The organism is Bhargavaea cecembensis (assembly GCF_000826125.2).
Lineage (GTDB): Bacteria > Bacillota > Bacilli > Bacillales_A > Planococcaceae > Bhargavaea > Bhargavaea cecembensis_B.
In genome coordinates, this window is record NZ_LN651372.1 from 20,347 (window position 1) to 46,556 (window position 26,210).

The 26,210-nt window shown below is 57.4% G+C and carries 25 protein-coding genes and 2 pseudogenes; 10 read left to right on the plus strand and 17 right to left on the minus strand.

Annotated elements, in window-relative coordinates; all coding sequences use genetic code 11:
* Positions 1 to 285 precede the first annotated feature (285 nt).
* Together BN1189_RS02800 and BN1189_RS02805 are read right to left on the minus strand one after the other, a co-directional pair.
* Positions 286 to 1,662 carry a UDP-N-acetylmuramoyl-tripeptide--D-alanyl-D-alanine ligase gene (locus BN1189_RS02800; protein ID WP_040225228.1) on the minus strand — a complete coding sequence of 459 codons (1,377 nt, stop codon included), beginning with the start codon at positions 1,660 to 1,662 and terminating at the stop codon, positions 286 to 288.
* A gap of 12 nt (positions 1,663 to 1,674) precedes the next feature.
* Complete coding sequence (locus BN1189_RS02805; protein WP_040225229.1) at positions 1,675 to 2,757, minus strand: D-alanine--D-alanine ligase; 1,083 nt, start codon at positions 2,755 to 2,757, stop codon at positions 1,675 to 1,677.
* 418 nt (positions 2,758 to 3,175) lie between these two features.
* Between BN1189_RS02805 and BN1189_RS15770 the strand changes: the two are divergent.
* A pseudogene (locus tag BN1189_RS15770) lies at positions 3,176 to 3,646 on the plus strand (FtsW/RodA/SpoVE family cell cycle protein); the annotation flags it as partial.
* Between the two features lie 39 nt (positions 3,647 to 3,685).
* Here the strand turns inward: BN1189_RS15770 and ddl are convergent.
* A pseudogene (gene ddl, locus BN1189_RS15775) lies at positions 3,686 to 3,856 on the minus strand (D-alanine--D-alanine ligase); the annotation flags it as partial.
* Positions 3,857 to 4,274: 418 nt separating this feature from the next.
* Here ddl and BN1189_RS02815 point away from each other — a divergent pair.
* Positions 4,275 to 5,459, plus strand: a complete 1,185-nt coding sequence (locus tag BN1189_RS02815; protein WP_040225230.1) for an FtsW/RodA/SpoVE family cell cycle protein — start codon at positions 4,275 to 4,277, stop codon at positions 5,457 to 5,459.
* Positions 5,460 to 5,561: 102 nt separating this feature from the next.
* Here BN1189_RS02815 and BN1189_RS15950 read toward each other — a convergent pair whose 3' ends face one another.
* Positions 5,562 to 5,702 (minus strand): Lmo0850 family protein, encoded by a 141-nt coding sequence (locus BN1189_RS15950; RefSeq protein WP_179860894.1) that lies wholly within the window; start codon positions 5,700 to 5,702, stop codon positions 5,562 to 5,564.
* Positions 5,703 to 5,918: 216 nt separating this feature from the next.
* On the opposite strand from BN1189_RS15950, the gene BN1189_RS02820 reads away from it, so the two are divergent.
* From BN1189_RS02820 to BN1189_RS02830, 3 genes are all read left to right on the plus strand, one after another.
* Entirely contained in the window at positions 5,919 to 6,263 is a 345-nt protein-coding gene (locus BN1189_RS02820) for a metal-sensitive transcriptional regulator (RefSeq protein ID WP_082194107.1), read from the plus strand.
* A gap of 13 nt (positions 6,264 to 6,276) precedes the next feature.
* The gene (gene copZ / locus BN1189_RS02825) at positions 6,277 to 6,489 is read left to right on the plus strand and encodes a copper chaperone CopZ (RefSeq protein ID WP_040225232.1); all 213 of its coding nucleotides are present in this window, start codon (positions 6,277 to 6,279) and stop codon (positions 6,487 to 6,489) included.
* A 222-nt stretch (positions 6,490 to 6,711) separates the two neighbouring features.
* Entirely contained in the window at positions 6,712 to 7,887 is a 1,176-nt protein-coding gene (locus BN1189_RS02830) for an MFS transporter (RefSeq protein ID WP_040225234.1), read from the plus strand.
* Between the two features lie 64 nt (positions 7,888 to 7,951).
* Here the strand turns inward: BN1189_RS02830 and BN1189_RS02835 are convergent, their stop codons facing one another.
* Together BN1189_RS02835 and BN1189_RS02840 are read right to left on the minus strand one after the other, a co-directional pair.
* Positions 7,952 to 9,604 (minus strand): sensor domain-containing protein, encoded by a 1,653-nt coding sequence (locus tag BN1189_RS02835; RefSeq protein ID WP_052455594.1) that lies wholly within the window; start codon positions 9,602 to 9,604, stop codon positions 7,952 to 7,954.
* 143 nt (positions 9,605 to 9,747) lie between these two features.
* The gene (locus BN1189_RS02840) at positions 9,748 to 11,085 is read right to left on the minus strand and encodes an MFS transporter (RefSeq protein ID WP_040225454.1); all 1,338 of its coding nucleotides are present in this window, start codon (positions 11,083 to 11,085) and stop codon (positions 9,748 to 9,750) included.
* Positions 11,086 to 11,188: 103 nt separating this feature from the next.
* Here BN1189_RS02840 and BN1189_RS02845 point away from each other — a divergent pair, with 103 nt between their 5' ends.
* Positions 11,189 to 12,442, plus strand: coding sequence for a helix-turn-helix domain-containing protein (locus BN1189_RS02845; protein ID WP_040225237.1), 1,254 nt, complete (start codon positions 11,189 to 11,191; stop codon positions 12,440 to 12,442).
* Between the two features lie 208 nt (positions 12,443 to 12,650).
* On the opposite strand, the gene BN1189_RS02850 is transcribed toward BN1189_RS02845, so the two are convergent.
* A complete protein-coding gene (locus tag BN1189_RS02850; RefSeq protein ID WP_040225238.1) occupies positions 12,651 to 14,042 on the minus strand; it encodes an L-cystine transporter in 1,392 nt (463 codons plus the stop codon).
* 186 nt (positions 14,043 to 14,228) lie between these two features.
* Here BN1189_RS02850 and cls point away from each other — a divergent pair, with 186 nt between their 5' ends.
* Positions 14,229 to 15,680: a cardiolipin synthase gene (gene cls, locus BN1189_RS02855; protein WP_040225241.1), complete on the plus strand. Its 1,452-nt coding sequence runs from the start codon at positions 14,229 to 14,231 to the stop codon at positions 15,678 to 15,680.
* A 164-nt stretch (positions 15,681 to 15,844) separates the two neighbouring features.
* On the opposite strand, the gene BN1189_RS02860 is transcribed toward cls, so the two are convergent.
* Positions 15,845 to 16,750: a M15 family metallopeptidase gene (locus BN1189_RS02860; RefSeq protein WP_052455595.1), complete on the minus strand. Its 906-nt coding sequence runs from the start codon at positions 16,748 to 16,750 to the stop codon at positions 15,845 to 15,847.
* A 126-nt stretch (positions 16,751 to 16,876) separates the two neighbouring features.
* Here BN1189_RS02860 and BN1189_RS02865 point away from each other — a divergent pair, with 126 nt between their 5' ends.
* Positions 16,877 to 18,028: an MFS transporter gene (locus BN1189_RS02865; protein WP_040225244.1), complete on the plus strand. Its 1,152-nt coding sequence runs from the start codon at positions 16,877 to 16,879 to the stop codon at positions 18,026 to 18,028.
* A 110-nt stretch (positions 18,029 to 18,138) separates the two neighbouring features.
* Here the strand turns inward: BN1189_RS02865 and BN1189_RS02870 are convergent, their stop codons facing one another.
* The 6 genes from BN1189_RS02870 to BN1189_RS02895 form a co-directional block, all read right to left on the minus strand.
* Positions 18,139 to 18,390, minus strand: coding sequence for a hypothetical protein (locus tag BN1189_RS02870; RefSeq protein ID WP_040225246.1), 252 nt, complete (start codon positions 18,388 to 18,390; stop codon positions 18,139 to 18,141).
* 102 nt (positions 18,391 to 18,492) lie between these two features.
* Complete coding sequence (gene yidC, locus BN1189_RS02875; protein ID WP_040225248.1) at positions 18,493 to 19,254, minus strand: membrane protein insertase YidC; 762 nt, start codon at positions 19,252 to 19,254, stop codon at positions 18,493 to 18,495.
* A gap of 77 nt (positions 19,255 to 19,331) precedes the next feature.
* A complete protein-coding gene (locus BN1189_RS02880; RefSeq protein WP_179860895.1) occupies positions 19,332 to 20,087 on the minus strand; it encodes a helix-turn-helix transcriptional regulator in 756 nt (251 codons plus the stop codon).
* A 101-nt stretch (positions 20,088 to 20,188) separates the two neighbouring features.
* A complete protein-coding gene (locus BN1189_RS02885) occupies positions 20,189 to 21,094 on the minus strand; it encodes a diacylglycerol/lipid kinase family protein (protein WP_040225252.1) in 906 nt (301 codons plus the stop codon).
* A 131-nt stretch (positions 21,095 to 21,225) separates the two neighbouring features.
* Entirely contained in the window at positions 21,226 to 21,663 is a 438-nt protein-coding gene (locus BN1189_RS02890) for a hypothetical protein (RefSeq protein ID WP_040225254.1), read from the minus strand.
* Positions 21,664 to 21,733: 70 nt separating this feature from the next.
* Complete coding sequence (locus tag BN1189_RS02895; protein ID WP_040225256.1) at positions 21,734 to 22,186, minus strand: GNAT family N-acetyltransferase; 453 nt, start codon at positions 22,184 to 22,186, stop codon at positions 21,734 to 21,736.
* A 107-nt stretch (positions 22,187 to 22,293) separates the two neighbouring features.
* Here BN1189_RS02895 and BN1189_RS02900 point away from each other — a divergent pair, with 107 nt between their 5' ends.
* Positions 22,294 to 22,788, plus strand: coding sequence for a GNAT family N-acetyltransferase (locus BN1189_RS02900; protein WP_040225258.1), 495 nt, complete (start codon positions 22,294 to 22,296; stop codon positions 22,786 to 22,788).
* Between the two features lie 34 nt (positions 22,789 to 22,822).
* Here the strand turns inward: BN1189_RS02900 and BN1189_RS02905 are convergent, their stop codons facing one another.
* Positions 22,823 to 23,329, minus strand: a complete 507-nt coding sequence (locus tag BN1189_RS02905; RefSeq protein ID WP_052455596.1) for a DUF4064 domain-containing protein — start codon at positions 23,327 to 23,329, stop codon at positions 22,823 to 22,825.
* A gap of 346 nt (positions 23,330 to 23,675) precedes the next feature.
* Positions 23,676 to 23,957 carry a GNAT family N-acetyltransferase gene (locus tag BN1189_RS02915; protein ID WP_040225262.1) on the minus strand — a complete coding sequence of 94 codons (282 nt, stop codon included), beginning with the start codon at positions 23,955 to 23,957 and terminating at the stop codon, positions 23,676 to 23,678.
* Positions 23,958 to 24,467: 510 nt separating this feature from the next.
* Between BN1189_RS02915 and BN1189_RS02920 the strand changes: the two genes are divergently transcribed.
* Complete coding sequence (locus BN1189_RS02920) at positions 24,468 to 25,202, plus strand: DUF3784 domain-containing protein (RefSeq protein ID WP_052455597.1); 735 nt, start codon at positions 24,468 to 24,470, stop codon at positions 25,200 to 25,202.
* An 18-nt stretch (positions 25,203 to 25,220) separates the two neighbouring features.
* On the opposite strand, the gene BN1189_RS02925 is transcribed toward BN1189_RS02920, so the two are convergent.
* Positions 25,221 to 26,135: a DUF1002 domain-containing protein gene (locus BN1189_RS02925; RefSeq protein WP_040225264.1), complete on the minus strand. Its 915-nt coding sequence runs from the start codon at positions 26,133 to 26,135 to the stop codon at positions 25,221 to 25,223.
* Positions 26,136 to 26,210 lie beyond the last annotated feature (75 nt).

The following is a 26,210-nucleotide window of genomic DNA, read 5'->3' on the forward strand; positions in this document are numbered from 1 at the left end:
TTGTCTGTTGCGGCCCGCCGCTCCGGGGCGGGGCCGACACGAAAACGTCCGGTATCTGCCGGGCGGTCCGACCGGAGAGGAGCGCGCCCTTCAACCGAACCGTTTCAATGGGACCCCGCCTGCCCGCATCTCCGTTGAGACGGCCGGCCGGCGGGGTTTTTCAAAAAAAAGTACTCTTCATCAAACGCGAAGAGTTCCCGTCAAATGTATCCAACTCCAATGAGTATAGCACAGGAACGCCTTGCTTGCAATTATGCCGCGCGGACTAGGGTCCGCCGGCTTTGATCAATGATCGTTCAGCTGCCGGAGCACACGCTCGAGCGCCATGCCCCTGGAGCCTTTCAGGAGGATGAGCGGGGCATGCGGAAGCCGCCCGGCGAGCATCGACGTGATCGGGGCCAAATCGTCCCCGCTCCAGATGAGGCGGCCTTCTGCGAAACGTCCTTCGAGCTTCCGGTAGAGTCCTTCCATCCGCGGTCCGAACAGGCAGACGCCATCGAAGTCGGCAGGATCGAGCTCATCGGCGAGCCCTTCATGGGACTGCCGTTCAAGCGAGCCGAGTTCAAGCATGTCCCCGAGCACCACCCATTTCTCATCGCGCAGATGAGAGCCGCGCATAAAGTCGAGCGCGGCGCGGACCGATGCCGGGGCGGCGTTGTACGCGTCGTTGATGAACAGCGAGCCGGACGGGCCCTCCACCGTCTGCATGCGCATGCCGGTGAGCGATACGGATTGCAGCGAAGCCCGGATCTGGCCGACCTTCAGCCCCGCCTCCAGCCCGATCAAGATGGCGGTCAGCGCATTTTTCGCCTGGTGGGCGCCGAGGACGGGAATGCCGAACTCCCCTTCCACAAGTCCGGACGTCCGGAACCGGCTGCCCGATTCGGATGCCTCGACCGAATCAAGCCGAAGGGCGCATTCCGGCGACTTGCCGAACGGAACAGCGACGCCTGCGGGGAGGGTGGCGGCATGCGGCTTGAGAAGCGGTTCGTCTCCATCAAAGAACAGTTTGCCGCCCGCCTGCAGGCCGTCCGTAATTTCGGATTTCGCCTTTGCAATGCCTTCACGGGAGCCGAGGTCCTGCAGATGGGCTTCCCCGATGTTCGTGATGACGGCGAACTGCGGACGGGCGAGCTCCGACAGGAAAGAGATTTCCCCGAAGCCGCTCATCCCCATTTCAAGCACGGCGTACTCGGTGTCTTCCTCAAGCGACAGGATCGTCAGCGGCAGGCCGAGTTCGTTGTTGAAGTTCCCTTCCGTTTTGCGGACGTTGAAATACGGGGACAGGACGCCTGCGACCAGATCTTTCGTCGAGGTCTTGCCGTTTGAGCCTGTGATGCCGATGAACACGGCGTCCAGTTCTTCGCGGTAGCTGCGGGCCATCCTCTGGAGCGCCTGTTCCGGATCCTTTACAAATAAAACCGGACGGTCTTCCGGCGCGCCGGGTACGCCCTCCTGCCAGAGCGTGGCTGCGGCTCCTTTTTCAAAGGCCTGGCCGGCAAACCGGTGACCGTCCGCCTGTTCGCCCTTGAACGGGATGAACAGGTCTCCTTCATTCAATGTGCGCGTGTCGATCGAAGCGCCCGTGACGGTGATTTCTTCCCAGCCCGGCCGGGATTCGCTGCCGAGCCAGCGGGCGATTTGTTGAAGTGTCCGTTTCATGAAAGTCTTCCCTCAATTTCTGTCTGTATTCAGCGCCTGTTTTTCAGCGTGACGTTCAAGCGCCAGGCGGATCAGTTCTTCGATGAGTTCCGGATAGGTCATGCCGGAATGCTGCCAGAGGAGCGGGAACATGCTCGTCGGCGTGAAGCCCGGCATCGTGTTCACTTCGTTGATGAGCACTTCGCCTTCATTCGTCAGGAAGAAATCGGCCCGGACGAGTCCGGAGCAGTCAAGCACCTTGAATGCGGCCTTCGCGATGCGCTCCATCTCTTCCACCGCGGATTCGGGGACTTCCGCCGGGATTGTGAGCACCGTGTTGCCGTCCTTGTATTTGGATTCATAGTCGTAGAAATCCGACGCCGAGCTGATTTCGCCGGCGACGGAGCACTTCGGATCGTCATTGCCGAGAAGACCCAACTCGATTTCGCGGGCGTCGACGCCCTGTTCGATGATCACTTTCCGATCAAACCGGAGCGCTTCCTCGACGGCCCGGACGAGTGATTCGCGGTCCGTCGCCTTCGAGATGCCGACGCTCGATCCGAGATTGGCGGGCTTGACGAACACCGGCCAGGACAGACGGGCTTCCGCTTTGGCGAGGATGACATCACGGTCGCTCGCCCATTCGCTTCGGATGAAGTGAACGAACGGCACCTGCCCGAGGCCAGCGGAGGCAAAGAGCTGCTTCATGACCACTTTGTCCATGCCGGCGGCTGATGCAAGGACGCCATTGCCGACATAAGGGAGATCGAGCACTTCCAGCAGCCCCTGGACCGTCCCGTCTTCGCCGTTCGGTCCGTGGAGCAGCGGGATGACGACCGGCTTGAGGCCGGGCGTGCCCGCCGCGAGCGCCCCGATGCCGTCCGTGAGCCTCGCCGGAGCGGATGTCCCCGTCTCGCCGATGAGCAGTTCCGCAACGTTTTCAGCCGGGCCGGCAAGCAGCGGACCCGGACGCCATTCCCCTTCCGGCGTGATGAACACCGGCGTCACATCATATTTGGAAAAGTCGAGGGCATGCGTGACGGCGCGTGCCGTGGACAGCGAAACTTCATGCTCCGCAGACTTGCCCCCGTACAAAAGAAAGATCCGATTTTTCATATGGAAACCTCCGTATCTTGGATACTAACAGTGTAGCATGAGCGGGCCGGGCATGTGACAGGCCGGATAGATTTTTTGTGATGGGAAACGCATCCGGCAAGTGTCCGGGATGAACCGGATTGGACACATTCTTATTGATGAGGCTTCACCCGGCCGGACTCCGATCACACTCGATTGTCGAATCGAACGATTACCCGCCCGAATCGAACGATTGTCTGTTTGAATCGAACGATTACGCGTCCGAATCGAACGATTACCCGCTTGAATCGAACGATTCCCGGGCAGGTTCACCGATCTGCAACATTTTCCGGCAAAAAGCGTCTGATAGATTATGAGGGAAACCGGGCAATCCGGCTTCCCTTGCGGTATAATGGAGCGTATTGTCTTAATCTATTCCAAGAAACCTCAGGTGATATCCATGAAACTGAACAATCGGCCGTCGGACCGGTTTGACTGGACGCTTGCGTTCATCCTCCTGCTGTTCCTGATCGTCAGCGCAGTCGCGATCGCTTCGGCCCAGACGACCGGCCAATATAATCATAAGAACTTCGTCCCCTCCCAGATCCAGTGGTATGCCGTCGGCGCGGTGATCATCGCGGTCATGATGTACTTTGATCCCGACCAGTACAAGAAAGCGGCCTGGATCATTTACGGGGCCGGCGTTTTCTCCCTGTTCCTTCTGTATGTCCTGCCGGGCAGCATGGCACTCGTCGCTCCGCGGAACAATGCGAAGAGCTGGTTCCACCTGCCGATCGGCGACATCCAGCCGGCCGAATTCATGAAGACTTTCTACATCATCGGGGCGGCCCGGCTCATGACGCTTCACAATGAGAAATATCAGCTGCGGACGTTGAAGACGGACCTCATGCTCCTGCTGAAGCTGGGCGCCGTCATGGCTCTCCCGCTGTTCTTTATCTTCAAGCAGCCGGACCTCGGGACTTCCCTCGTNCGGACGCCATTCCCCTTCCGGCGTGATGAACACCGGCGTCACATCATATTTGGAAAAGTCGAGGGCATGCGTGACGGCGCGTGCCGTGGACAGCGAAACTTCATGCTCCGCAGACTTGCCCCCGTACAAAAGAAAGATCCGATTTTTCATATGGAAACCTCCGTATCTTGGATACTAACAGTGTAGCATGAGCGGGCCGGGCATGTGACAGGCCGGATAGATTTTTTGTGATGGGAAACGCATCCGGCAAGTGTCCGGGATGAACCGGATTGGACACATTCTTATTGATGAGGCTTCACCCGGCCGGACTCCGATCACACTCGATTGTCGAATCGAACGATTACCCGCCCGAATCGAACGATTGTCTGTTTGAATCGAACGATTACGCGTCCGAATCGAACGATTACCCGCTTGAATCGAACGATTCCCGGGCAGGTTCACCGATCTGCAACATTTTCCGGCAAAAAGCGTCTGATAGATTATGAGGGAAACCGGGCAATCCGGCTTCCCTTGCGGTATAATGGAGCGTATTGTCTTAATCTATTCCAAGAAACCTCAGGTGATATCCATGAAACTGAACAATCGGCCGTCGGACCGGTTTGACTGGACGCTTGCGTTCATCCTCCTGCTGTTCCTGATCGTCAGCGCAGTCGCGATCGCTTCGGCCCAGACGACCGGCCAATATAATCATAAGAACTTCGTCCCCTCCCAGATCCAGTGGTATGCCGTCGGCGCGGTGATCATCGCGGTCATGATGTACTTTGATCCCGACCAGTACAAGAAAGCGGCCTGGATCATTTACGGGGCCGGCGTTTTCTCCCTGTTCCTTCTGTATGTCCTGCCGGGCAGCATGGCACTCGTCGCTCCGCGGAACAATGCGAAGAGCTGGTTCCACCTGCCGATCGGCGACATCCAGCCGGCCGAATTCATGAAGACTTTCTACATCATCGGGGCGGCCCGGCTCATGACGCTTCACAATGAGAAATATCAGCTGCGGACGTTGAAGACGGACCTCATGCTCCTGCTGAAGCTGGGCGCCGTCATGGCTCTCCCGCTGTTCTTTATCTTCAAGCAGCCGGACCTCGGGACTTCCCTCGTCTTCCTCGCGATCACGGCAGCGCTCGTTCTCGTTTCAGGGATATCGTGGAAAATCCTTGCCCCCCTCTTTGCAGGGACTGCCGTCATCGGCGGTGTGGTGATCTGGATGGCGCTCTACATGCAGGAATTCCTCGTGAAGACCCTCGGGTTCCACCAGTATCAGTTTGCCCGGGTGTATTCATGGCTTGACCCATACGCCTATCCGACCGACGAGGGGCGGCACCTCATCACTTCATTGAATGCGATCGGCTCCGGCCAGATCAGCGGGAAGGGCTTCATGGGCCGCGAAGTGTACGTGCCGGAATCCCACACCGACTTTATCTTTTCCGTCATCGCGGAAGACTGGGGCTTCATCGGGGCAAGCGTCGTCATCTCGCTGTATTTCATTCTGATTTACCATCTGACGAAAACCACGCTCCAGCTGAAAGACCCGTTCAGCACGTACGTATGCGCGGGGATCATCGCCATGATCACCTTCCACGTCTTCCAGAACATCGGCATGACGATCCAGGTCCTGCCGATCACCGGGATTCCGCTCCCGCTCATCAGTTACGGAGGCAGTTCGATCATGGGCAACATGCTCGCCCTCGGCCTCGTCTTCAGCATGAAATTCCACCACCGCACCTACATGTTCAGCACAGACCAAGACGACTAGAAAAGCGAAGGGCGGCATGTAGCTCCGACAGGCACCGGTCATGCTGCGTCCTCCACAAAAGCAAAAAGCTCCCATCCTCAGAAGAGGGCGGGAGCTTTTTGATCAGGTTGTGCGGGGGTGGGGAACATTTGCGGGCGGGGCGAGCGCCTTCAGGAGCTCAAAGCGCGACTTGGTGATCGTGACGGGAATGCCGAGCGCGGTAATCCGCTCCGCGATCGTTTTGACGTCCTTTTCCTTGGCCATCCGTTCCACCTCTTCCTTCCTGTAGATTCCGACGCAGCTTCCGGGGGCAACGTTGCATGTCATGAATGATGCCGGACCTTATATATACACATCTTTATCATACCACCGGAAGCCGGGATCAAATCTTTCAATTTTGTTACAACTATTAGCCGTTTGTAAAGATTTTATTCACCCAAGCCGAAAAGTTTGAGCACATACCCCGCTGAGGTATACTTGATGTACAAAGGAGGTGGCGCCGTGACGACGGAACCGATTCAAGCCGACGGCCAAGCGGAAGTCTGCAGGAAGAGCCATCATCCGGCCGAAGTGAAGACCGGTCTCGTCCACCGCCTAAACCGGATCGAAGGCCAGATCCGGGGGATCCGGGGCATGGTGGAGCGGGATGTGTACTGCGATGATATCATCACCCAGCTCGCCGCCACCCAGTCTGCGCTGAACGGCGTAGCCAAGGTTCTGCTCGACGGCCATCTGAAGAGTTGCGTCAAAGACCGGCTGGCGGAAGGCGATGAAGCGGTCCTTGACGAGCTCTCCGTCACCATCCAGAAACTGATGCGAAAATAAGGAGGAATCCGAAATGTCCACAAATCTCGTCCTGCAAGTCGAAGGCATGTCCTGCAACCACTGCGTGAACGCGGTCGAAGGCGCCGTCAAAGAACTGAACGGGGCCGATACGGTGAAAGTGAATCTTGATCAAGGAACGGTCGAAGTGAAGTACAACGAGGATCTCGTGAGCGACCAGCAGATCAAGGACGCCATCGAGGAACAGGGGTACGACGTAAAAGGCTGAACCGGAAATTCACGGAGCCGCGGGAAACCGCGGCTTTTTTCTGTTCCGGGCCATTTCCGGGCGTCGGGACCCGTATGAAGGAACCTGCTCTCGCAGAGAGGTCCCCGCCGGAACACCAACAGACGGATCGTTCCGCCGGGTTCTCCGCCAACCGTTTGTCTCCCCTCCCCCCAGCAGGTAGAATGAAACCATCGAAAAGTTTTTGGAAAGCAGGTCTTCGCATTGAAAAAAGCCATCCTTCTGCTCCTCTCGGTTCAATTCCTCGTCTACCTCGGATTCGGGATCATCATTCCGGTGTTGCCGGAAGTGGTCGTCGCCCAGGGGTTTGACGAAATGCATGTCGGCGGGCTGCTGACAGTGTACGCGCTCGCCTCCTTCTTCACCGCGCCGCTCTGGGGTGCCTATTCCGACCGGACCGGACGGAAGAAACTGATCATGATCGGGCTTGCCGGATTCAGTTTGAGCTTCTTCCTTTTTGCCGCATTCACCGATTCCCTCCCGCTCATGTACATATCAAGGATCGTTGGCGGGCTGTTCTCCGGCGCCCTCTACACGGCGGTCACCGGATTCGTCGCCGATCTGACCACGGAGGAGAACCGCAACAAGTATATGGGATTCCTCGGAATGTCGATCGGCCTCGGCTTCATATTCGGGCCGGCGATCGGCGGGATCCTCGGCCACTATAGCCTGTCGCTTCCGTTCACCGCTTCGGGCTCGCTCGTCCTGCTTCTGCTCGTCTATGCGGCCCTCGTCCTGAAAGAGCCTGAACGGCACGGGGAAGCAAAGAAGCGGGCCATCATCCCGGAAGGCGCCGGCCAGCTCTGGGCCTACCGTGTCCGCTATCTGTTCCTGCTGTCGTTCATGGTGACGTTCCTGCTCGCCGGGATCGAGGCGACGTTCCAGCTATTCAACATGCACCAGATCGACATCACGCCGAAACAGATCGGCTATCTGTTCATGTTCAGCGGGTTTGTCGACGCGGCGATCCAGGGCGGCGTCGTCCGCCGGATCAAGAACGGCCAGGAGACGAAAGTCATCGCAGTCGCACAGATCATCACCGCTGCCGGACTGATCCTCATGCTCTTCACCGGAAGCCTGTTCTGGGCGGGCCTCTCGCTCTGTGTGTTCACGGCCGGGAACGCCCTCGCCCGGACGATCCTCGTGTCGCTCACGACGAAGGAATCCGGCGGCCGCTATGGCACCGCCGCCGGCATGAGCTACTCGATGGACAACGTCGGGCGGATCGCCGGACCGCTCCTGTTCACCTGGCTGTTCACCCGCATGCCGGACGGCGTCTACGGCATCTCGGCGGCACTCGCCGTCCTGTCGCTTCTCCTGCTCCTCCTTTTCCGGAACTCGGGCAAGTCGCTCCGCAGCACGGCTCCGGCCGGCCGCTGAGTCCCATACAGTCAGAAAAGCCCCTCCGGGAACGCGCCAGCGCGTCCAGAGAGGCTTTTTTCATTCACAGGATCCGGAACCGGTTGCGGCCGGATTTCTTCGCTTCGTACATGGCCTGGTCGGCCAATTTCAAAAGCTGTCCCGGTGTTTGCCTGTCCGGTGCGGCAAGCGCGATACCGAGACTCGTCGTAATCCGGATCTCCCAGCCGGGGACATGGAGCGGATCGGCGAGCGAGGCCAGGATCGTCCGCCCGAAAGCGGCCGCTTCCTCCGCATCCCGGCACTTATCGGTGAGGACAACGAATTCATCGCCGCCGAGTCTGGCGACAAGGCCGTCCTCGAGCGCGACGGCAATCCGTTCGCCGAATGCCCGGATCACTTCATCACCCGCCGCGTGTCCAAGATTATCATTGACCCGCTTGAAATCATCAATATCCATCAAAACGACGGCGAACGAGCTCCCCGTCAGTCTGTATTCGTCCAGGCGCTTTCCGAGCCTTTCAAGGAACAACCGCCTGTTCGGAAGCCCGGTGAGCGCGTCGTGATAGGCGAATTGCTGAAGCCGGTCCTCTTCCTCTTTCTGCCGGGTGACATCCCGGATGACAAGGACCATCTGGAGAAAACTTCCGTCCGATTCGTACACGGCGGACCCGGTGATTTCCGACCAGAGCCACCCGTCCTGCGCATGCAGCAGCCGGACGCGCGCCATGAATGCCTCCCGTTCCCGGATTGCCGATTCATAGACGTGGTTCAGTTCCGGAAAGTCTGCCGGATGGATATGGGTGTCCGCTTTTGTCTGCATCAACTGCTCAGGAGAGAATCCGAACATCATCAGACTTGAAGGAGAGACATACAGGAAGTGCCAATCCGCATCCATCAGGGTGATCACATCCCGGACGTTTTCCGCGATGATCCGGAATCTCCGTTCGCTCTCCACAAATTGCCCGACGAGCCGGTCCAGTTCCCGCATGTCCTTCAGATGGGCATAACAGCCGATTCTTCTGCCTGAGGTCATGACCGGCGTGAACTTCAGCAGACATCCGACCGGGCCTTCCCCGGTCCGAACATCGAGCCGGATGTCCCCGGATTCCACTCCCGCACGTCGGAATGCCTCCCTTGCCCGGTCCTCGTCTCCGGCGGCAACCAGCCGCGAGTAATGCATGCCGACGAGTTCCTCTTCCCGCTTGCCGATCAGCCGGACTGCAGCCGGATTGGCGGCAAGCACGAGACCTTCATCCGAAATGTCTAAAACTCCGTCGCTGTTGTTTTCATATAAGGCGCGGTATCTGGAGCCGCTCTCTTCCAGCCGGCTGCTCATCGCGGATTCCGAACGCATGGCCAATACTTTTTCGGTCACATCGCGGACCGTTGCGACAATATGGGTACAGGCTTCCCCTCCGATCAGCGGAGTGAGCCGGACTTCTGAAAAGCATTCTTGCCCAGAGGGCCCGGGATAACTGTCCTCGTAGACCGCCGGCACGCCGGACAGCGCGACTTCCCTGTAGCGGTCTTCCAGATCTTTCCCGCGCTCTTCCCCGACCACTTCACAAATCTCGCGTCCGATGATGTCTTCCCCCAGACCGAGTATGTTTCTCGCGGCCCGGTTGACGAACTCATATATGAAAGCCCCGGTACTCCCGACGGCCATGACAAACACCATTTCACCGATCCCATCCATCAGTACCCGTTCCGGCAGGCTGCCGTTTGCATTCCCCATGATGCGCCCCCTGTCCGTTCTGTACATACTTTCCATTTCTTTAAAGTATACCGGATTCGGGGGAATAAAAGAAACCGATCGGAAAGCCCTGCCAGGCCCCGACCGGTCCGCTTTGATCGATCAATGGATCCGTGACTTTCGCCTCACAGCCAGCGACGTGGCCTGAGTGTCTCCGGATCGGCCATGCGCGGCATCGGAACGCATATCCGCGCACGGAGTTCCGGGTGGGCCTTCCTGATCACGGACGGACGCGCCATGTAAAGGACCGTGATGATCAGCGCCAGGCCCGAAGCACCGAGAACCGCCTCCGCGGGCAGGAAGTCATACAAAAACCCGTACAGGACCGTGCCGAGCGGCATCAGGGCCATCGCCCCCGTTTCCAGGATGGCGAACACGCGGCCTTTGAAATCATCATCCACGTCCTTCTGCAGCATGACCTGAAGCGGCGTGTTGATGAGGATGATCGTGATCCCCGAGACGAACATCAAGGACGCATAGAAGATGAACATGAACGTGTACGGGAGGGTCGTCAGAAGCGGGACAGAGACCGCGGCCGTAATGATTCCGAGCAGCACGATCCCCCACTTGGACACGAACAGCGGATGCTTCACTTGTTTCCGGACGCTCAGGTAAAGCGACATGATCAGCATGCCGGCGGCAAATGCCCCTTCTGTGAGACCGAAATGTTCGGAAGCCATTTTCAGCTTTTCGATGAGGACGAACGAAAAGCCGACCTGAAATGCACCCATCAGGAAGTTGACCACGAGCGAGATCCAGATGATCGTCACGATGATCTGCCGGCCCTTCAGGTAGCGGAACCCCGATTTCATGCTTTGGATCAGCGGTTCCGGCTTCATTTCCTCCGCCGGCTCCCCGGTATCCGCCTTCCGGTTAAACAGCCGGAAGTTCATCGTCGATTCAAGAAGCAGCGCCACGGCGGAAGCGGCCATGTACACGATGAGGAACAGATTCATTGAAACAGTTCCGTATAGAATCCCGCCGACCGCCGGCGCCCCGATTGCGGCTGCGGAGACCGACATCTGATTCAGGGACATCGCCCGCTGGATGCGGTCTTCATCGACCAGGCCCGTCACCGCAGACGAGAAGGTGATGCCGGAGAAAGTGGAAGCAACCGCCAAAACCGCCGTCGTCGCGTAGATCGCCGGAAGCGACAGGCCGGCGGACAGGCTGATGGCCAGCAGTCCGCCAAGAGCCGTCACCGTGGCCGCCTGTGCCCCGATCACGATCGGTTTCCTCGGCCAGCGGTCCGCCGCGTACCCGGCGAACGGTGCGACGAGCGTCCTCGGCAGGATGCTGCAGATCAGATTTATCGCAAAATTGGCCGCCGAACCGGTCACCTGCAGAATATAAAAGCTGATGGCAAACGTATACACCTGAGAGCCGAATGCGAAGATGAGCTTGCTGGCCGTGAACGTCCAGAGATGCCATGTGGCCCGGCGGAGTTTCTGCGCGTGAGTCATGATCATACGCCCCTTGTTTAATTTGATTAAACATAGAATAACACGCTCCCTCTTCACAAGCAAGCGAAAGTTCAATATAATTAAACAAAGAGGAGGGATTTCATTGCCGACACTCGGAGAACGGATCCGGTTGCTCAGAAAAGAACGAAAGCTCACGCTGGATGCCCTGGCCGGGGACAGGATGTCAAAAGGGATGCTGTCCCTCATCGAAAACAATAAGGCCAAGCCGTCGATGGAGAGTCTTTCCTATATAGCGGAACGGCTCGGGGTCCCTTCTTCGGAATTGCTGGAGGAAGTGAGCGCCAATGAATTGCGCAATATCCTGGAACAGGCGGAAGAGCTGACCGGCGTCAGCATATTCAGCGACAAGCTCGACGAGTCCCGCCGGAAGCTTATGGAGCTCATCGCACCGTATGCAGAACGCCTCGGCACCGGCTACGAATCCGCCCGGCTGCTCGAACTGTACGGACGGGCCCTTCATGCGCTCGGAAAAAACGGATGGGAAGAACCGACCGCCAAGGCTGCCGAGATCTACGACCGCCTGAACATCACCGCACGCCGGGCCGCCATCGGCATATTCCGCGCCCAGACGCTGTTCACGCAGCATGAATACGCCGAAGCGCTCGCCGTCCTGCTGGAAGAGCGCAAAGCGATCGAATCCCGCGGAACGTTCATCGAGCCGATGACCCGCCTGGACTTTGATTATTTGGAAGCGGTCCTTTACTATGCGGTCGGCGGCCAGGAGGAAGCAGCCCGCGTCATGGACCGTGCACTCAAATTCTCCAGGGAGAAAGGCCTTTATTACCGGATGAGCGACTGGTACCGGCTGGCCGCCATCGATGCACTCATGTCGGGCAAGCCGGCGGACTATGCGCATTATATGAAAAAGCTCCGGCAGTATGCCGATTTTGCGGATGACGAGGAGACGACAGGCTTCATCAAGTTCCTGGCCGTCCATGAGCTGAACTCCTATGAAGGCCGTCCCGAAGCCGCGTTGTCGCTCCTTCAGGAAGAAGGGCTGTATGCGGAGGACGGTTCCGTCTTCCGGAACGCCATCCATTCGCCGTTCTTCGCGCTGGAGTCCGGAAAGGCGCTGTCGAGCCTCGGCCGGCATGAGGAAGCGGTGGAGCGGTTCGGCCAAATGGACGTCCGCTATGACCTCATCCACCACCCGATCGACCTGTCGCTGTTCCTCGAGGGCGACGCCTACCTGACCGAGTCGCTTTGGGCGCTCGGAAGGCACGAAGAGGCGGCGGAGATTATCCGCCGGGCATACGACCGGACCAAACCGCTGATCGACACTCCCTATAAGGACCGTGTCCGGCTCGCCTATGACCGGATCATCGGCGGGAAATGAAAAAGACTGCACCGGAGGCTCTTCTCGAGCTTCCGGTGACAGTCTATTTTTCGGGTTTGGGGGCGAGTCGGCGGCGAGTGAGCCGCTTTCTTCTCCGAGTGAGTCGCAATCCTCCGCGAGTAAGCCGCAATCTCTCGCGAGTGAGCCGCTTTTCCCTCCGAGTGAGCCGCTTTCAACGACAAGCAGGCTGCCCCGCGCTTCCCCGCTTTTAAGCGTCGATTGGCTGGGCTTCGAGCGACCCGTTGAAAACGTCGCGGTCGAGTTCCTTGTTGGCGCTGGCCGCTGTGACGCTGGCGGTCATGGAGCCGCTCACGTTGAGTGCGGTGCGGCCCATGTCGATCAGCGGTTCAACCGAGATGAGGACACCCGCGAGTGCGACCGGCAGGTTCATCGCGGACAGGACGAGAATGGCGGCAAATGTTGCGCCGCCTCCCACGCCGGCCACGCCGAACGAACTGATCGCCGTGATCAGGATGAGCGTCGCGATGAAGCCCGGCTCAAGCGGATTGATGCCGACCGAAGGGGCGATCATGACGGCGAGCATTGCCGGATACACACCCGCGCACCCGTTCTGGCCGATCGACAGGCCGAATGATCCGGCAAAGTTTGCGGTGGCATCCGGAATGCCGAGCCGGTCGGTCTGGGTTTTGATGTTGAGCGGCAACGCTCCCGCGCTCGAACGGGAGGTGAACGCAAACAGGAGCGTTTCGGCCGTCTTCTTTACGTAAGTGACCGGATTGAGGCCGTTCAGCGCCACGATGATGAGATGGACGGCAAACATCGCGATCAGCGCTACATAGGAAGCGAGGACGAATTTGCCAAGATTCACGATCGCCCCAAAATCGGACGTGGCGACCGTCCGCGCCATGATTGCCAGGATTCCGTACGGAGTCAGCCGGAGGATGAGCTTGACGACGCGCATGACGAGCGCATAAATTGCATCGATGCCCTTCTTGATCATCCCCGCCGTCTCCGGCTCCTTCCGGGCGATCCCGAGATAGGCGACGCCGAGGAACGCGGCGAAGATGACGACGCCGATCGTCGATGTCGGACGTGCGCCGGTCAGGTCCAGAAACGGGTTGGACGGGATCAGTTCTGTGATCTGTTGCGGAAGCGACCGGTCAGCGACGTCTGCCGACTGCTGCTCCATTGCCAGGCCGCGTTCCGTTTCCGCGGAGCCTTGGACGATATCAGACGCATCCAGGCCGAAGCCGGATGCCGAAATGATCCCGATTGCCGCCGCGATGGCGGTCGTGCCGATCAGGGTGCCGAGAATGAGCGCTGCTGTCTTCCCGAAATTCTTGCCCGTCGTCACTTTCGTGAACGCAGCCAGGATCGAGATGAAGACGAGCGGCATGACGATCATTTGAAGGAAGCGGACGTAGCCGGTTCCGATGATGTTGAACCATTCGACGGAGCGTCCGAGCGTTTCGGATTCCGCTCCGTAGAGAAGATGGAGCCCCACACCTAACGCGATGCCGAGCCCGAGACCGGCAAAGACCCGCTTCGAAAACGAGACATGCCGGCGCTGCATGTAAAAGAGGATGCCGACAAGCACGAGCAGCGCCGCGACATTGCCGAAGACCCACCAAGTATTCATTTATTCCAACCTCCATGAGTTTCTTTTTCATGCCGTCGATCTGTCCCAAAGGCATAAAGTGATTTTATATATTTAAAACATATAAGTCAAGTCGGTTTTATCCGTGCTTTCCCGGTTCGTCTTTTTCCCGGCCTTTCTGTATACTGTTGAATAAAGAGAAATGCGGCAAAGGGAGGGTACTTCGCCATGACTCAGGCCATCACGGTCCTCACAGCGGCCATTTTCATCCTGAACATCTTCCTCGCAGTGGCGCTCATTTTCCTCGAGCGCCGGGACGCGACTTCAACCTGGGCGTGGCTCATGGTCCTGTTCTTCATTCCGGTTTTCGGCTTCTTCATCTACCTCCTCTTCGGAAGACAACTGCGGAAAAGGCATATGTTCCGCTGGGAAGGCAGGAACCGGATCGGGATCGAAAAGCTCGTCGATTATCAGATCGAAGCCATCGAAGACGGCACGTTCGAGTTCAATCTTGACGATACGGCCCACTACCGGGATATGATTTATCTCCATCTGAGAAACAACCACGCACTCCTCACCCAGGACAATGATGTCGAAATCTTCAACGACGGGGTGGCGAAGTTCGAATCGCTCATCGCCGACATGGAACAGGCCAAGGACCATATCCATATCCAGTACTACATTTTCCGACTGGACGACCTCGGCAAGCGGATCTTCGATGTCCTCGTCAAGAAAGCCAAGCAGGGTCTGAAAGTCCGGGTGCTTTATGACGATATGGGATCCCGCGGCCTCCGGAAGCGCCATTTCAGGGAACTGATCGAAGCAGGCGGCGAGGTCGAGGCGTTCTTCCCGGCCATCCTGCCGCTCATCAATCCACGGATGAACTACCGGAACCACCGGAAGATCGCCATCATCGACGGCCGGATCGGCTATATCGGCGGCTTCAATGTCGGGGATGAGTACCTCGGGCTGAAAAAGAAATTCGGCTACTGGCGGGACACCCATCTGAGGATCGAGGGCAGTGCGCTCCATCCGCTTCAGACCCGCTTCATCCTTGACTGGAACCAGGCCTCTACCACCCATGACATCGAATATGCGGACCGCTATTTCCCGGCGATTCCGAGGAAGGGGGAGGTCGGCATCCAGATCGTCTCCAGCGGGCCGGACGCCGACTGGGAGCAGATCAAGGACGGGTATCTGAAGATGATCAACCTGGCGAAAAAGTACATTTACATCCAGACGCCTTATTTCATTCCCGACGCGAGCTTCCTTGATTCGCTCCGCATCGCCTGCCTCTCGGGGATCGATGTCCGGATTATGATCCCGAACAAGCCTGACCATATGTTCGTTTACTGGGCGACCTATTCCAATGTCGGAAGCCTTCTGAGGGCCGGGGCCAAAGTGTATATCTACGAGAACGGCTTTATCCATGCGAAGATGATCGTCGTCGATGATGAACTGTCGACCGTCGGCACGGCCAATATCGACGTCCGGAGCTTCAAGCTCAACTTCGAAGTGAATGCATTCATCTATGACCGGGAGGAATCCCATGAACTCGCCGAACTGTTCGAACAGGATATGCGCCTCTGCACGGAATTGACATCCGAGGCCTACCATAGCCGGTCCACCGGCATCCGTCTGAAAGAATCCCTTTCCCGCCTCGTCTCGCCTATTCTATGACGCGTGCCTGACGAGGGATGCAGCGGAGGAAAATAAAACACGACACCCGGACCAGGGTGGCGTGTTTTTTGGTGGTTGTTTTCAGGGCCGTCCAGCACTGTGACGAGTGAGCCGCAATCTTCTCCGAGCGCCGAGCCGCTCAGCCATATAGTTTGTCTCCGGTCTTATTTGTCCGGGTCTGCCGGGCCGGTTTTGCCGTCCGGCAGGAGCAGATACTCCTCAAGCGTCTCGCGTTTGGAGTGGATCTTGGCGGCAAGTTCTTTGCCGACGTACCGGTAGTGCCAGGATTCATGCATATAGCCGGTGATGTCTTCCTTTCCTTCCGGGTATCGGAGGATGAAGCCGAACCGGTGGGCGTTCGCGAGGAGCCATTTGCCGGCTTCCGTTTCGCCGAATGAATCCCGCGCCCAGTGCTGCTCCCGGTTCACTTCCCCGATATCGAAGGCGAGGCCGGTCTGGTGTTCGGAGTAGCCGGGCCGTGCACTGTACCGGTCCGCCTCCTCGACGCCGTCGCGGGCGACATACTGATCGTAAAGTTCCTGCTGGCGTTCGAACGGGCGGAATGTGCTGAATGCGGCGAGCTCAAACCCGTCGAGCCGGGCGGCGGCCGCCATCTCATCGAATGCTTCGCGGGCGGCCGGGTCCTCGCCCGGCGCAAAGTCCGCGGGAAGCGGATATTTTTTATTGGCGATGAGGACGCCGTCGAAATAGGTCGGCTCGGCCGGAAGTTCCCGGTTGTCGTCGTATTCCCCGATTCCTTCGAGCGGGTCCGGTTCCGGCAAGTCCTGATCCGGAGCATCCGTTCCGCCCCCCGCCTCCGCCGGGTCGTCCCCGTCGCCTTCAGCGGATGGGCCGCCCGATGCCGGAACCTTACCTCCGTCTGTACCGGACGGGGCTACGCTTTCCGTTCCTCCGAGCACACCCTTCAGCGATGCGGCGCTTTCTTTCAGATCCCAGTCATGGGCGCCCGTCCAGGCCGCCCCGCCCGCGAGCAGCAAGGCGATGACGACCGCGGCCGTAATCCCCGCCGTCTTTTTCCGTTTGTCTTTTCGTGCTTCGAATCTGCGCATTGCCTAGTGACCTTCTTTCCTCAATTTCCATTTCCTTATCGTACCACATCCGGCTCTCGTTCCGTATACTCTGCCGGTATGCTATTCTATTTTCATATGACAATTTAACAGCGGAGGATATTCCCCATGAATGCTCGTTGGCTTTCCATGAACTTTTTCGCTTATTTCTTTACGTGGGGCGTTTTTCTGCCGTACTGGACAGGCTGGCTCACTTCGGTGAAAGGCCTGACCGTCTTTGAAGCGAGTCTCGTGATGGGCGGAGGCATGTTCGCGCGGGCTTTCTCGACGCTCTTCCTCTTCCCCGCAGCCGCCCGGAGATTCCCGCTCATCACGCTGATGAAGGCGATGATCCTGCTGTCCCTCGTGATCGGTCTGTTCTACATTCCGGCCGATTCGTTTGCGGTCCTGTTTGCCGTGACGCTCGCGTTCAACATGGTGTACCCGAACCTGCTGCCGGCAATGGAATCGAGCGCTTCGGTGCTCATCCAGTCGGAACGGATCGACTACGGACGCAGCCGGGCGTTCGGCTCTCTCGGCTACACGGTCGCCCTGCTCATCATCGGCGGCCTCAACGCCCTCTGGGGGAACAGCGCCATCCTGTGGACGATGTTCGCCGGGCTCGCCCTCTTCTTTGCCATGCAGCATGCAGGTCCTCCGGAAGTTCTCAGGCAGCGGTCCGCCGACCCGGCGGGGGACGGCCGGGGATCGGCGTTCCGGCAGTTGGCCGTCATGCCCGGCTTCGTCACTGTCCTCGGCATTTCCATTCTGCTCCAGGGAGCCCACGCATCCTACTACAATTACGGATTCATCTACCTGGAAGACCTCGGCGTGGCGAGCTTTGCCATCGGCGTCATCCTGAACGTGGCCGTCCTCGTGGAAATCGTGTTCTTCGCGCGCGCCGACCGGCTGTTCGGGGGGATGAAGGCCTCCGATATGTTCCTGATCGCCGCCGTCGGATCCACAGTGCGCTGGGTGCTCATCTTCCTTGTGCCGACCGTCTGGATGTTCACCCTGACCCAGGTGCTGCATGCGGTTTCATTCGGCATCGCGCACTTCGCCTTTGTCCGGTACATATCCGAAAAACTCCCGCGCGGCCTGCTTGCGCCGGCACAGGGAATCTACGCTGCGCTGGCGATGAGCCTGAGCACCGCCTTCCTGACCCTGCTCGGCGGTGCGCTCTATGATCTCTCGCCGGGCTGGTCGTTCCTCGGCATGACGATCTGCACGGTCCCTGCGGCGTTCATCGTCCTCGCCACCCGCAGGCGGTTTGATTTCTGATCATGTTTGCCTGCCGCGGGTCAAGTTCTCGTGCCAAACACCGGACACTGACCGCGGAATCAATATAAAAAACGCGCCCGATCAACTTGGATCCGGCGCGTTTTGCTATTTCAGAGCCACATCATGATGAGCATGACGACGAACATGAGTCCGAAGAACCCGGCAAGCCGGTTCATCCACTGGGCCTCCCGGAACATGCCCCGGTCCCGGAAACCCGATGCCCGCGCATAATTTGTGAAGACAAACAGCAGCGACAAGGACAAGGCGGCTCCGTACATCGCCTGGCGGATGATGAATACGATCGTCAGGATGCTCGTGACGGCGATCAGGCCCCCGAGCACCCAGCGCTTCCCCTTCGACATCTCGGCCTCCCCCTTCCGATAAGTCCACCTAAAAAAATATGGCAAACGGCTGGATCCCGTTTGCCCTATGGTCCGGCCCCCACTAGCATGAAACCCGTCCGGTCACTCCACCGCTTTTTCCGGGTGCTGATAGTAGAACTTCCGGCCGATATATGTCTGGATCACGAGAAGAGCCCCGCTGACCGCCCAGTAAAGAGGCAGTGCCGACATCGCCGTGAAGGAGATGAACGTGATCATGATCGGCGACATGTAAATGAACATCTTCATCTGCTGCTGTTGCTGCTCCGGCATCGTCCAAAGCGAGACGCGGGCCTGGAACAGATAAACGGCTCCCGCCACAAACGCCATGATAATATCCGGCGAGCCGAGGTTGAACCAGAGGAACTGGTGCGCCTGGACATCCGCCGAGTAGCGGATCGAGAAGTAAAGACCCATGATGATCGGCATCTGGATGATGACGGGAAGACAGCCCATGTTAAGCGGATTGACTCCGTGCTTCTGGTAAAGCCCCATCATTTCCTGTTGCAGCTTCATCTGCTCGTCTTTGTCTTTGGCAGCCTTGATCTTCTTCTGAATCTCATCCATCTCCGGCTTGAGTGCATCCATCTTGATCTTCATTGCCTGCTGGTTTTTATAGTTCTTCAGCATGAGCGGCATGAGGACCAGCCGGATGATGACCGTGATGACGATGATGGCGAGCCCGTAGTTTCCGTTGAACGCTTCACCGAGCGACTCGAGCGCCCACTCCATCGGCCGGACGAACAGATTATAGAACGTCCCTTCCTGATTTTCGATACTCGAACAGCCGCCGAGGAGTGTGGCCGTCGCCACGAGGGTGATGATCAACCCTATGCGTTTATTCAATCAATTCACCTACATCTTTTTTCAAGCTATAGAGTAGTATACATCATCCGTCGGGCGCATTTCAACGAATGGAAAGCTCAATCGCTTTCCGCGGGAAGCGAAAAGGAGAAATACTCAATCTCCTTCTGTTCCCGGAACTGCTTCGGCGTTAATTCGGTATACTTCTTGAAGGTTCTCGTGAAGTAGCTTTGATTGCAGAAGCTGAACTGCTCGGCGACCGCCGAGATTTTCAAGTCCGTATTCCGCAGGAAGTATTGGGACTCCTCGATTTTCCGCATATTGATGTAGTCGATGAGCGTCAGGCCGGTATGTTCCCGGAAAATCCGGGACAGATGGCTCGTGCTGATATTGAAATGTCCGGCAAGCGAGGCGACGGTCAGATTGGATTCGATGGCAGCATCGATATATTCAATCACTTCGTTGACGACCGGATGGGCGAGTTCCGGCTTTTTGCGCCCCTGAAGGACGTGGATGAAAAACTCCACCATATCATTGCTCAGCTCTGAAATCTCGGAAGTCCCGAATTTCCGTTCCACAATCCTCATACAGGTGATGTTGAACGCCACCGTCCGCTCAACAGTGAATTTCGGCTTCAGGAGAATACGCGCAACCAATGCGGACAGGATGATGAAGTAATAGGAAACGTCCTGTACCGTCCGCTCTTCGCCGGCGATCTCCGAGATCATCTGGACGATCCTGCACAGCCTGTCCTTCGCCCCTTGCTTGTCGCCTTCCGCGATGCAAGTAAGGAGCTCCTTTTCCAGCCGGTAAAAGTCCTCGCTCCGGTCATACGCCCTCATCACTTCAAATTCATCAAGTAAAATCCTCGTCATATCCTGCAAACCCGAGTCCATGTTCCTGTCTCACCCGCTTTCTTTTCGTAGCACCGCCATAGGCTGCTTTACAGGGATGCCCAGATGGTGTCTCATTCCATTTACCGGTCTTCCTTTTCCGCCGGAGCCAGGATGGAAAGGTGTCCCGGCAGAACGGACACTTCAAGAGGCGTGACGCCGCATTCGTCGCCGTCAATATTGCAGACGAGTGACCGGGAAGAACTCACCGTCAGGCTGCGCGTCCGGAAAGTCTCGACCGCTCCTTCCTCCTGCAGCTTGCCGAGCAGAAGCGCGGCCGACATCCGGACAAGGTTCGGCAGGGCTGTGCTCTTGATGACGGTTACATGCAAGAGCCCGTCGTCCGTTTCGGCCCCCGGGTTCATCCGTTCAAACCCACCCGTTGAATTCGTGAGGGCAATCAGAAGAAGTGAAGCGTTCCCTGTCCATTTGCCGTGGTCGTGGACAAGCGTGATCTCGTTCCCTTCGGCGGAAAAGAGGGCCCTTGCGCCGTGGACGATGTAAGCAAGCGTTCCGAATGCCGATTTCTGTTCAACCGGAACAGCCGCCACGCCTTCCGCCAGGCTGCCGATTGCGATGATGTTCATAAAATAACGGCCCGCCGCCCGGCCGATATCGGTCGGATGCGGAACAAATTCCGGAAAAGCCCCGATCGCTTCTGCCGGATCGAGCGGAATCCGGAGCGCCCTCGCAAAGTCGTTCACCGTCCCGAGCGGGAAAAAGGTGAACAGCGGCCGTTGCGGAAGACCCGCAAGGCCATTGACCGCTTCATTGACCGTCCCGTCCCCGCCTGCGACGGCGACCAGGGCAGCTCCTCTGACGGCTGCCTCCCGGGCGAACCGTTCCGCATCCCCGCCCTTTTCCGTCAGCCGCGTCGTCACCTCGTAGCCCGCACGGACGATCGCCTCCTCGGCCGCTTCCCTGATATCCTCCGCCCGTTCCTTGCCGGAAGAAGGATTCAAGATAAAGACCGCCTGCCTCTCTTTCACGATCCGACCACTCCGTTTCCTCTTACTATCAGTCTATACCCAGAGATCGATCCGCTCCACCTTCCAGGCTCGGAATCGGGCGCAAAAAAACCGCCTATCCTGCGCCGGATAGGCGGCTGTCAGAAAAGGGATCAGATGTTCTCTGTGTTGATCCGGTTCTCTTCTGTGACGGTGTCCGTGTTTTCCTGCTTGTGCTCCTGGTCTTCGTCGGTCCCGCCGAGCTTCGCACTCTGCTCTCCTGCCGGTTCACCGGTCTCCTTCTTATGATAGAGGCCATCTTCGTCAGGCGCCAGCTTTCCGTTGTCCTGGACTTCCTGGTTATAGTAGTGGACGCTCGTCTGCGCGCCTTCGCTCACCATATCATTGTCCTGAAGATCATACGGATCCGAGAAACCTGCCTTCGTGTCTTCATCGCGGTTCAGCTTTTGGGATTCCATGAACGAGTCCACCTTCGTCTTCACATTGTTGAATGCGACCATTGCCTTGTCGCGGTTCTCTTTTTTGCTGAAATAGGCATAGGCGCCGGCAGCGAGTCCGGCCAGCAGCAGATTGCGGTTTTTATTCGCCATTTTCCATCATCCTCCATGTCTGGATCATTGATTCTCGTAATAATCGGTCATATTGGAGTATACCCGTTCCTCAGCCTTCGGAAACCATGAGCCGCATGTCGATATGCGGGACGCCTTCATCGTCGTACGGCTCTGAAATGGATCGGAAACCGCAGGACCGGTAAAACGGCTCGAGATGGTGCTGCGCCTGCAGCCGGACAGGGACATCTCCCCAGTGCTCGGTGATGAGTTCCTTTGCGCGTTCGACAAGTTTTCGCGCAAGGCCGTTCCCCCGGTATGCAGGACGGACGACCACCCGGCCGATCGAGGGCTCTTCGTATCTCTCTCCCGGCCCGGCGATGCGTGTATAAGCAACGATTTCTCCGCCGTCCGTGACGATCAGATGAAGGGAGCCCTGATCATGGCCGTCCACCTCGCCGTATGCGCAACTTTGCTCGACGACGAACACATCGGTCCGCAGCTTGAGCACTTCATACAGCTCATCCAGCGTCAGTTCATCAAATTTTTTCACTTTCCACTCCATGGAATCCCCCTCTTTCATTTCAATTTGATTACATTATTCCATAACATATAGTTGCAGGGCGATTTATTTGTTATGCTTGATGAAATAAATCAGAGGTGGGGGAAGCCATGATCCGTTTGATGACACCGAATGATATCGAAACTGTCCGGCAGATTGCAGAGATCAGCCGGCGCCGCGCGTATGAAGGAGTTCTGCCGGCCACAGCTCAGCAAATGTCGCTTGACCGGGACTACTCGGCTCCGATGTTGATGAAGCGGATGGAGAAGACGACGATGCTCATCGCGGAACATGAAGGCCGACCGGTCGGGTTTGCCAACTTCACCCGTGTCGACGAGGACGGGGACGCGGAACTGACCGCTTTCCACCTGCTCCCTCAATTTGAGGAATCCGATCTCGGCAGCCGGATGATCGAAGCCGGAGTTGCACGATTGGAGCACGGACTCCGCCTCTTCGCCTATGTGGAAGGACCGAATGAATCCGCCTGCGCGTTCTTTGAGTCCTGCGGCTTTGAGCTGCTGGAAGAGTTCGAGGAATTGTTTGAGGGGTATCCGACACTCACCACACAATATGTGCACTATCTGAAAACACCGGCGCTCGTCTGAGCAGCCGGTGTTTTTTGGTATTCTTTTTTGGAAATCAAAGCGGACGCATCGGCTCATTGAAATCATCATCCGCGGTGGTTGGCGGTGCCATCGGCGGTTTGCGGACGAGGCACATGATCCCGGCGATGTAGAGAAGGATGGACGTCGGCGACAGGATTCCCGCCAGGAAGCCGCCGATCAAAAGCAGGATGCCGGACAGTTTGGCATTTTTCTTCAGATTGATGATGGCCACGACGGTCAGGATCGTGCTGATGATGAGGGCGATGACGAAGAACCAGCCGAAGCCGACGAGCCAGTCGAGCACCGTGTACATGACATCGATGATTTCCTGGGCATCCGACTGGCTGATGGTCGGGTCGTTCCAGATTTCCGCTTCGAACTCTTCACGGAAGGCCGGATCGCCGGACAACATCTTCGTAAACCCGTTCATGATGATCGTTCCGATAATGGCGAGGACGTTGAAGACGATGCCGATGATGCCGAGTACCATCTCTCCCGTCCGTTTGATCAGTGGCGTGTAGGCCGTTTGGTCGTATTGCAAAATGAACACCTCTTTTTCTATTGGTCTACTTTCATCATACGGATGGCCGATCACAATGGTTTCAACGATTTTTCTCCGATCTTTTTCCGGCTGGAAGGTTTATGCAAACAATTCCACGGGTAATTTTAAACTATCACCCGATCAGATTGGAGCGAATGAAATGGAGAAAAAATTGATCTTCAACCAAGCAGATACGATGTACGCCATCGCCGGTTCAGGCGCGCTTACGGCAATCCTGCTTTTACTGACATTCTGAGGAGGACGACATGACGGACTTCGGCTCGCATGATACATAAAAAGCAATCCGCCCGCATTGAGGAACGGATTGCTTTTTTGGTGTCCGGATTCAGGCCTTGACGTCGTCGTAGTCCGGGTAGCGTTTGAACGCCGTGACCACATAGGAGCAGACCGCTTCCATCTTGTAGTTGTTTTCGCGTGCATATTCCGCGGCCCGGTCAAGCAGCTGCTTGGCCACCCCGCCGCCGCGAAGCGACGGATCGACGAACGTGTGGTCCATGACCATCACGTTCCCCATCATCGTCCAGGTGATTTCCGCGTCCTGCTTGCCGTCCGTTTCATGGACAAAGGCAAATGCGTCATTTCCGAGTTCCTTCAGTTCAAAATCCATACTGTCTGTTCCCCTTTCTGTGGTGGGCGGGTATGGCGCGGTTGGGGCGGGAGCGGCTTGGGGTTGTGATGCATACTCCGAAGCGGCGGTGCATACTCCGATTTTTTGGTCCATACTCCGAATTTGAAGTCCATACTCCGATTTCTCGGCCCATACTCCGAATTTAGGTCCCATACTCCGATTTTCCGAGCCATACTCCGAATTTGAAGTCCATACTCCGATTTTCCGAGCCATACTCCGAATTTGAAGTCCATACTCCGATTTTTCGGCCCATGCTCCGAATTTAGACCCCATACTCCGATTTTCCGGGCCATGCTCCGATTCGTCAGTCCATACTCCGATTTCCGATCCTTGCTTCGCCCACAGACACCTTGCCCAATTACCTGCACCGGCGTGAAGATTCCTTTATTTTCAGTCTATCTTTTCAAAAGGCTCTTTGCAAACGAGACGGGCTGGCCTTAAACTGAAGGTATCCGACGTTTCGGACGGAAAAAGAAAGGAAGAAGCCGCATGTCGCTCATTACGTGGACGCAGGTTTTTCTGATCATCCTGTTTTCGCTGTTCGCTTACCTCATCCTCAAAAAGAAGATGTATTTCCTGATATCCGGTTTTGCCACAAGGGCGGAGGAAGAGCAGGAGGCGCTGATCCGCAACGGTCATCCCCAGTTCGCCGGGCGGATGTTCGCCGTACTGGCCGCCGGGATGGCGGTCCTCCAGCTGCTCGCCTTCACCGGGTTCTCCTATACGTTCGAACTCCAGATCGGCTTCATGTTCCTCGTCCTTTTCGGCGGCATGATTTTGCAGGCGAAAAAAGATATCCCGGCCAAGCGGAGGCGGGCGCTCATCACGTCCTCCGCCATCACGGCCGTCGTCCTCGTCGGCGTCGGCATCCTCCTGTTTTTCGGAATGCGCCAGCCGGATGTGACATTCGGCGATGATTCCGTGGACATTTCGGGAATGTACGGCAGGGAGATCAGTTACCGGGACATCCGGTCCGCTGAGCTTCTCGACCATATGCCTGAAATCACCTATAAAGAAAATGGCTTCGAATTTTCTTCCTCCGCAAAAGGATGGTTCCGCACCGAAGATTACGGGGCGGCCCTGCTGTTCGTTGACTTGAGGAAGACGCCTGTGCTGCTCGTTGAGACGACCGACGGCCCCGTCTTCCTGACCGGCAGGACGCCGGAGGAAGTAAAGGGATGGCAACAGGGGATCGAACAAAAAACGGATGCGCCGGCACAGTAGCCGGGCATCCGTTTTGGTTTAGCCGAACAACGAACTGATTTTGTCGATGAGCTTGTTGAAGAAGTCCTTGACGCTCTGCCAGAATCCTTCGTCATTCACCTTTTCCTTGATCTTGTCGCCGTATTTATCGTTCAGCTCCTGTCCGAATTTGCTGAGCTTGTCGGACCATTTGCTGAAGTCGATGTCGAGCTGGCGGATGCGGTCCATCAGATCGACCAGCAGCTGCCGGTCTTCCGGGCTCAGTTCGACCTGCAGTTTGTCGAGCTGCTCTTTCACGATGCGCTCCACGTCTTCGCGGGAAGCCGGCTTCTGTTCGGCGATCTGCTGTTTGAGGTCCGTGAGCAGCTCATTCACTTTCTTCTCGTCGACCCCGGAGTTTTCCGTCAGGTCGGTCGCGACGGACAGCTCATCATTCGCCACGTCCGTCCTGTCTGTGTCCAGCGTGCCGCCGCTCGCTTCATACGCTTTGTAAATCCCGGCAAGCGCCGAGTGCCCGGTCACCGGTTTCGGAGCGGCGACATCCACGTTCGCGTCCTCGATTCCCGCTGTCAGCATCGCGTTGGCGTACATGTCGGATGTGACCTGCGTGATGTTTTCCGGCGTCACGATCTGGATGACGAGGCCTTTCCCCGCGTCGGTCACGGTAATTTTGGCGGATGAATACATGCGCGCACGCGGGTTGCTGTTCTTGATATATTTTCCGAGGTCTTCGCCGGAAACGGTGATTTCCTCCACTTCCGCTTCATCTTCCACATCCAGGCTCACTTTGACGCTCGCCTTTTCCGCGTCGGACAGGTTCGCCCCGTAGACGACGATCGGCACGCCGAGCCGTTCGTCGACCGGCGGCGCAGCCGAGGCGGCGGGTGCCAGAACGAATGAAATCGCCATGGCCAGCGCGGCCGGCAATGCCCATCCGGATATTATTTTCTTCATATTCATTCCCCTTTCAATTGCAGATGCCCTACCCATATGAACGGGCAGGGCACAGGAAAAGTTTCACTTTTTAAT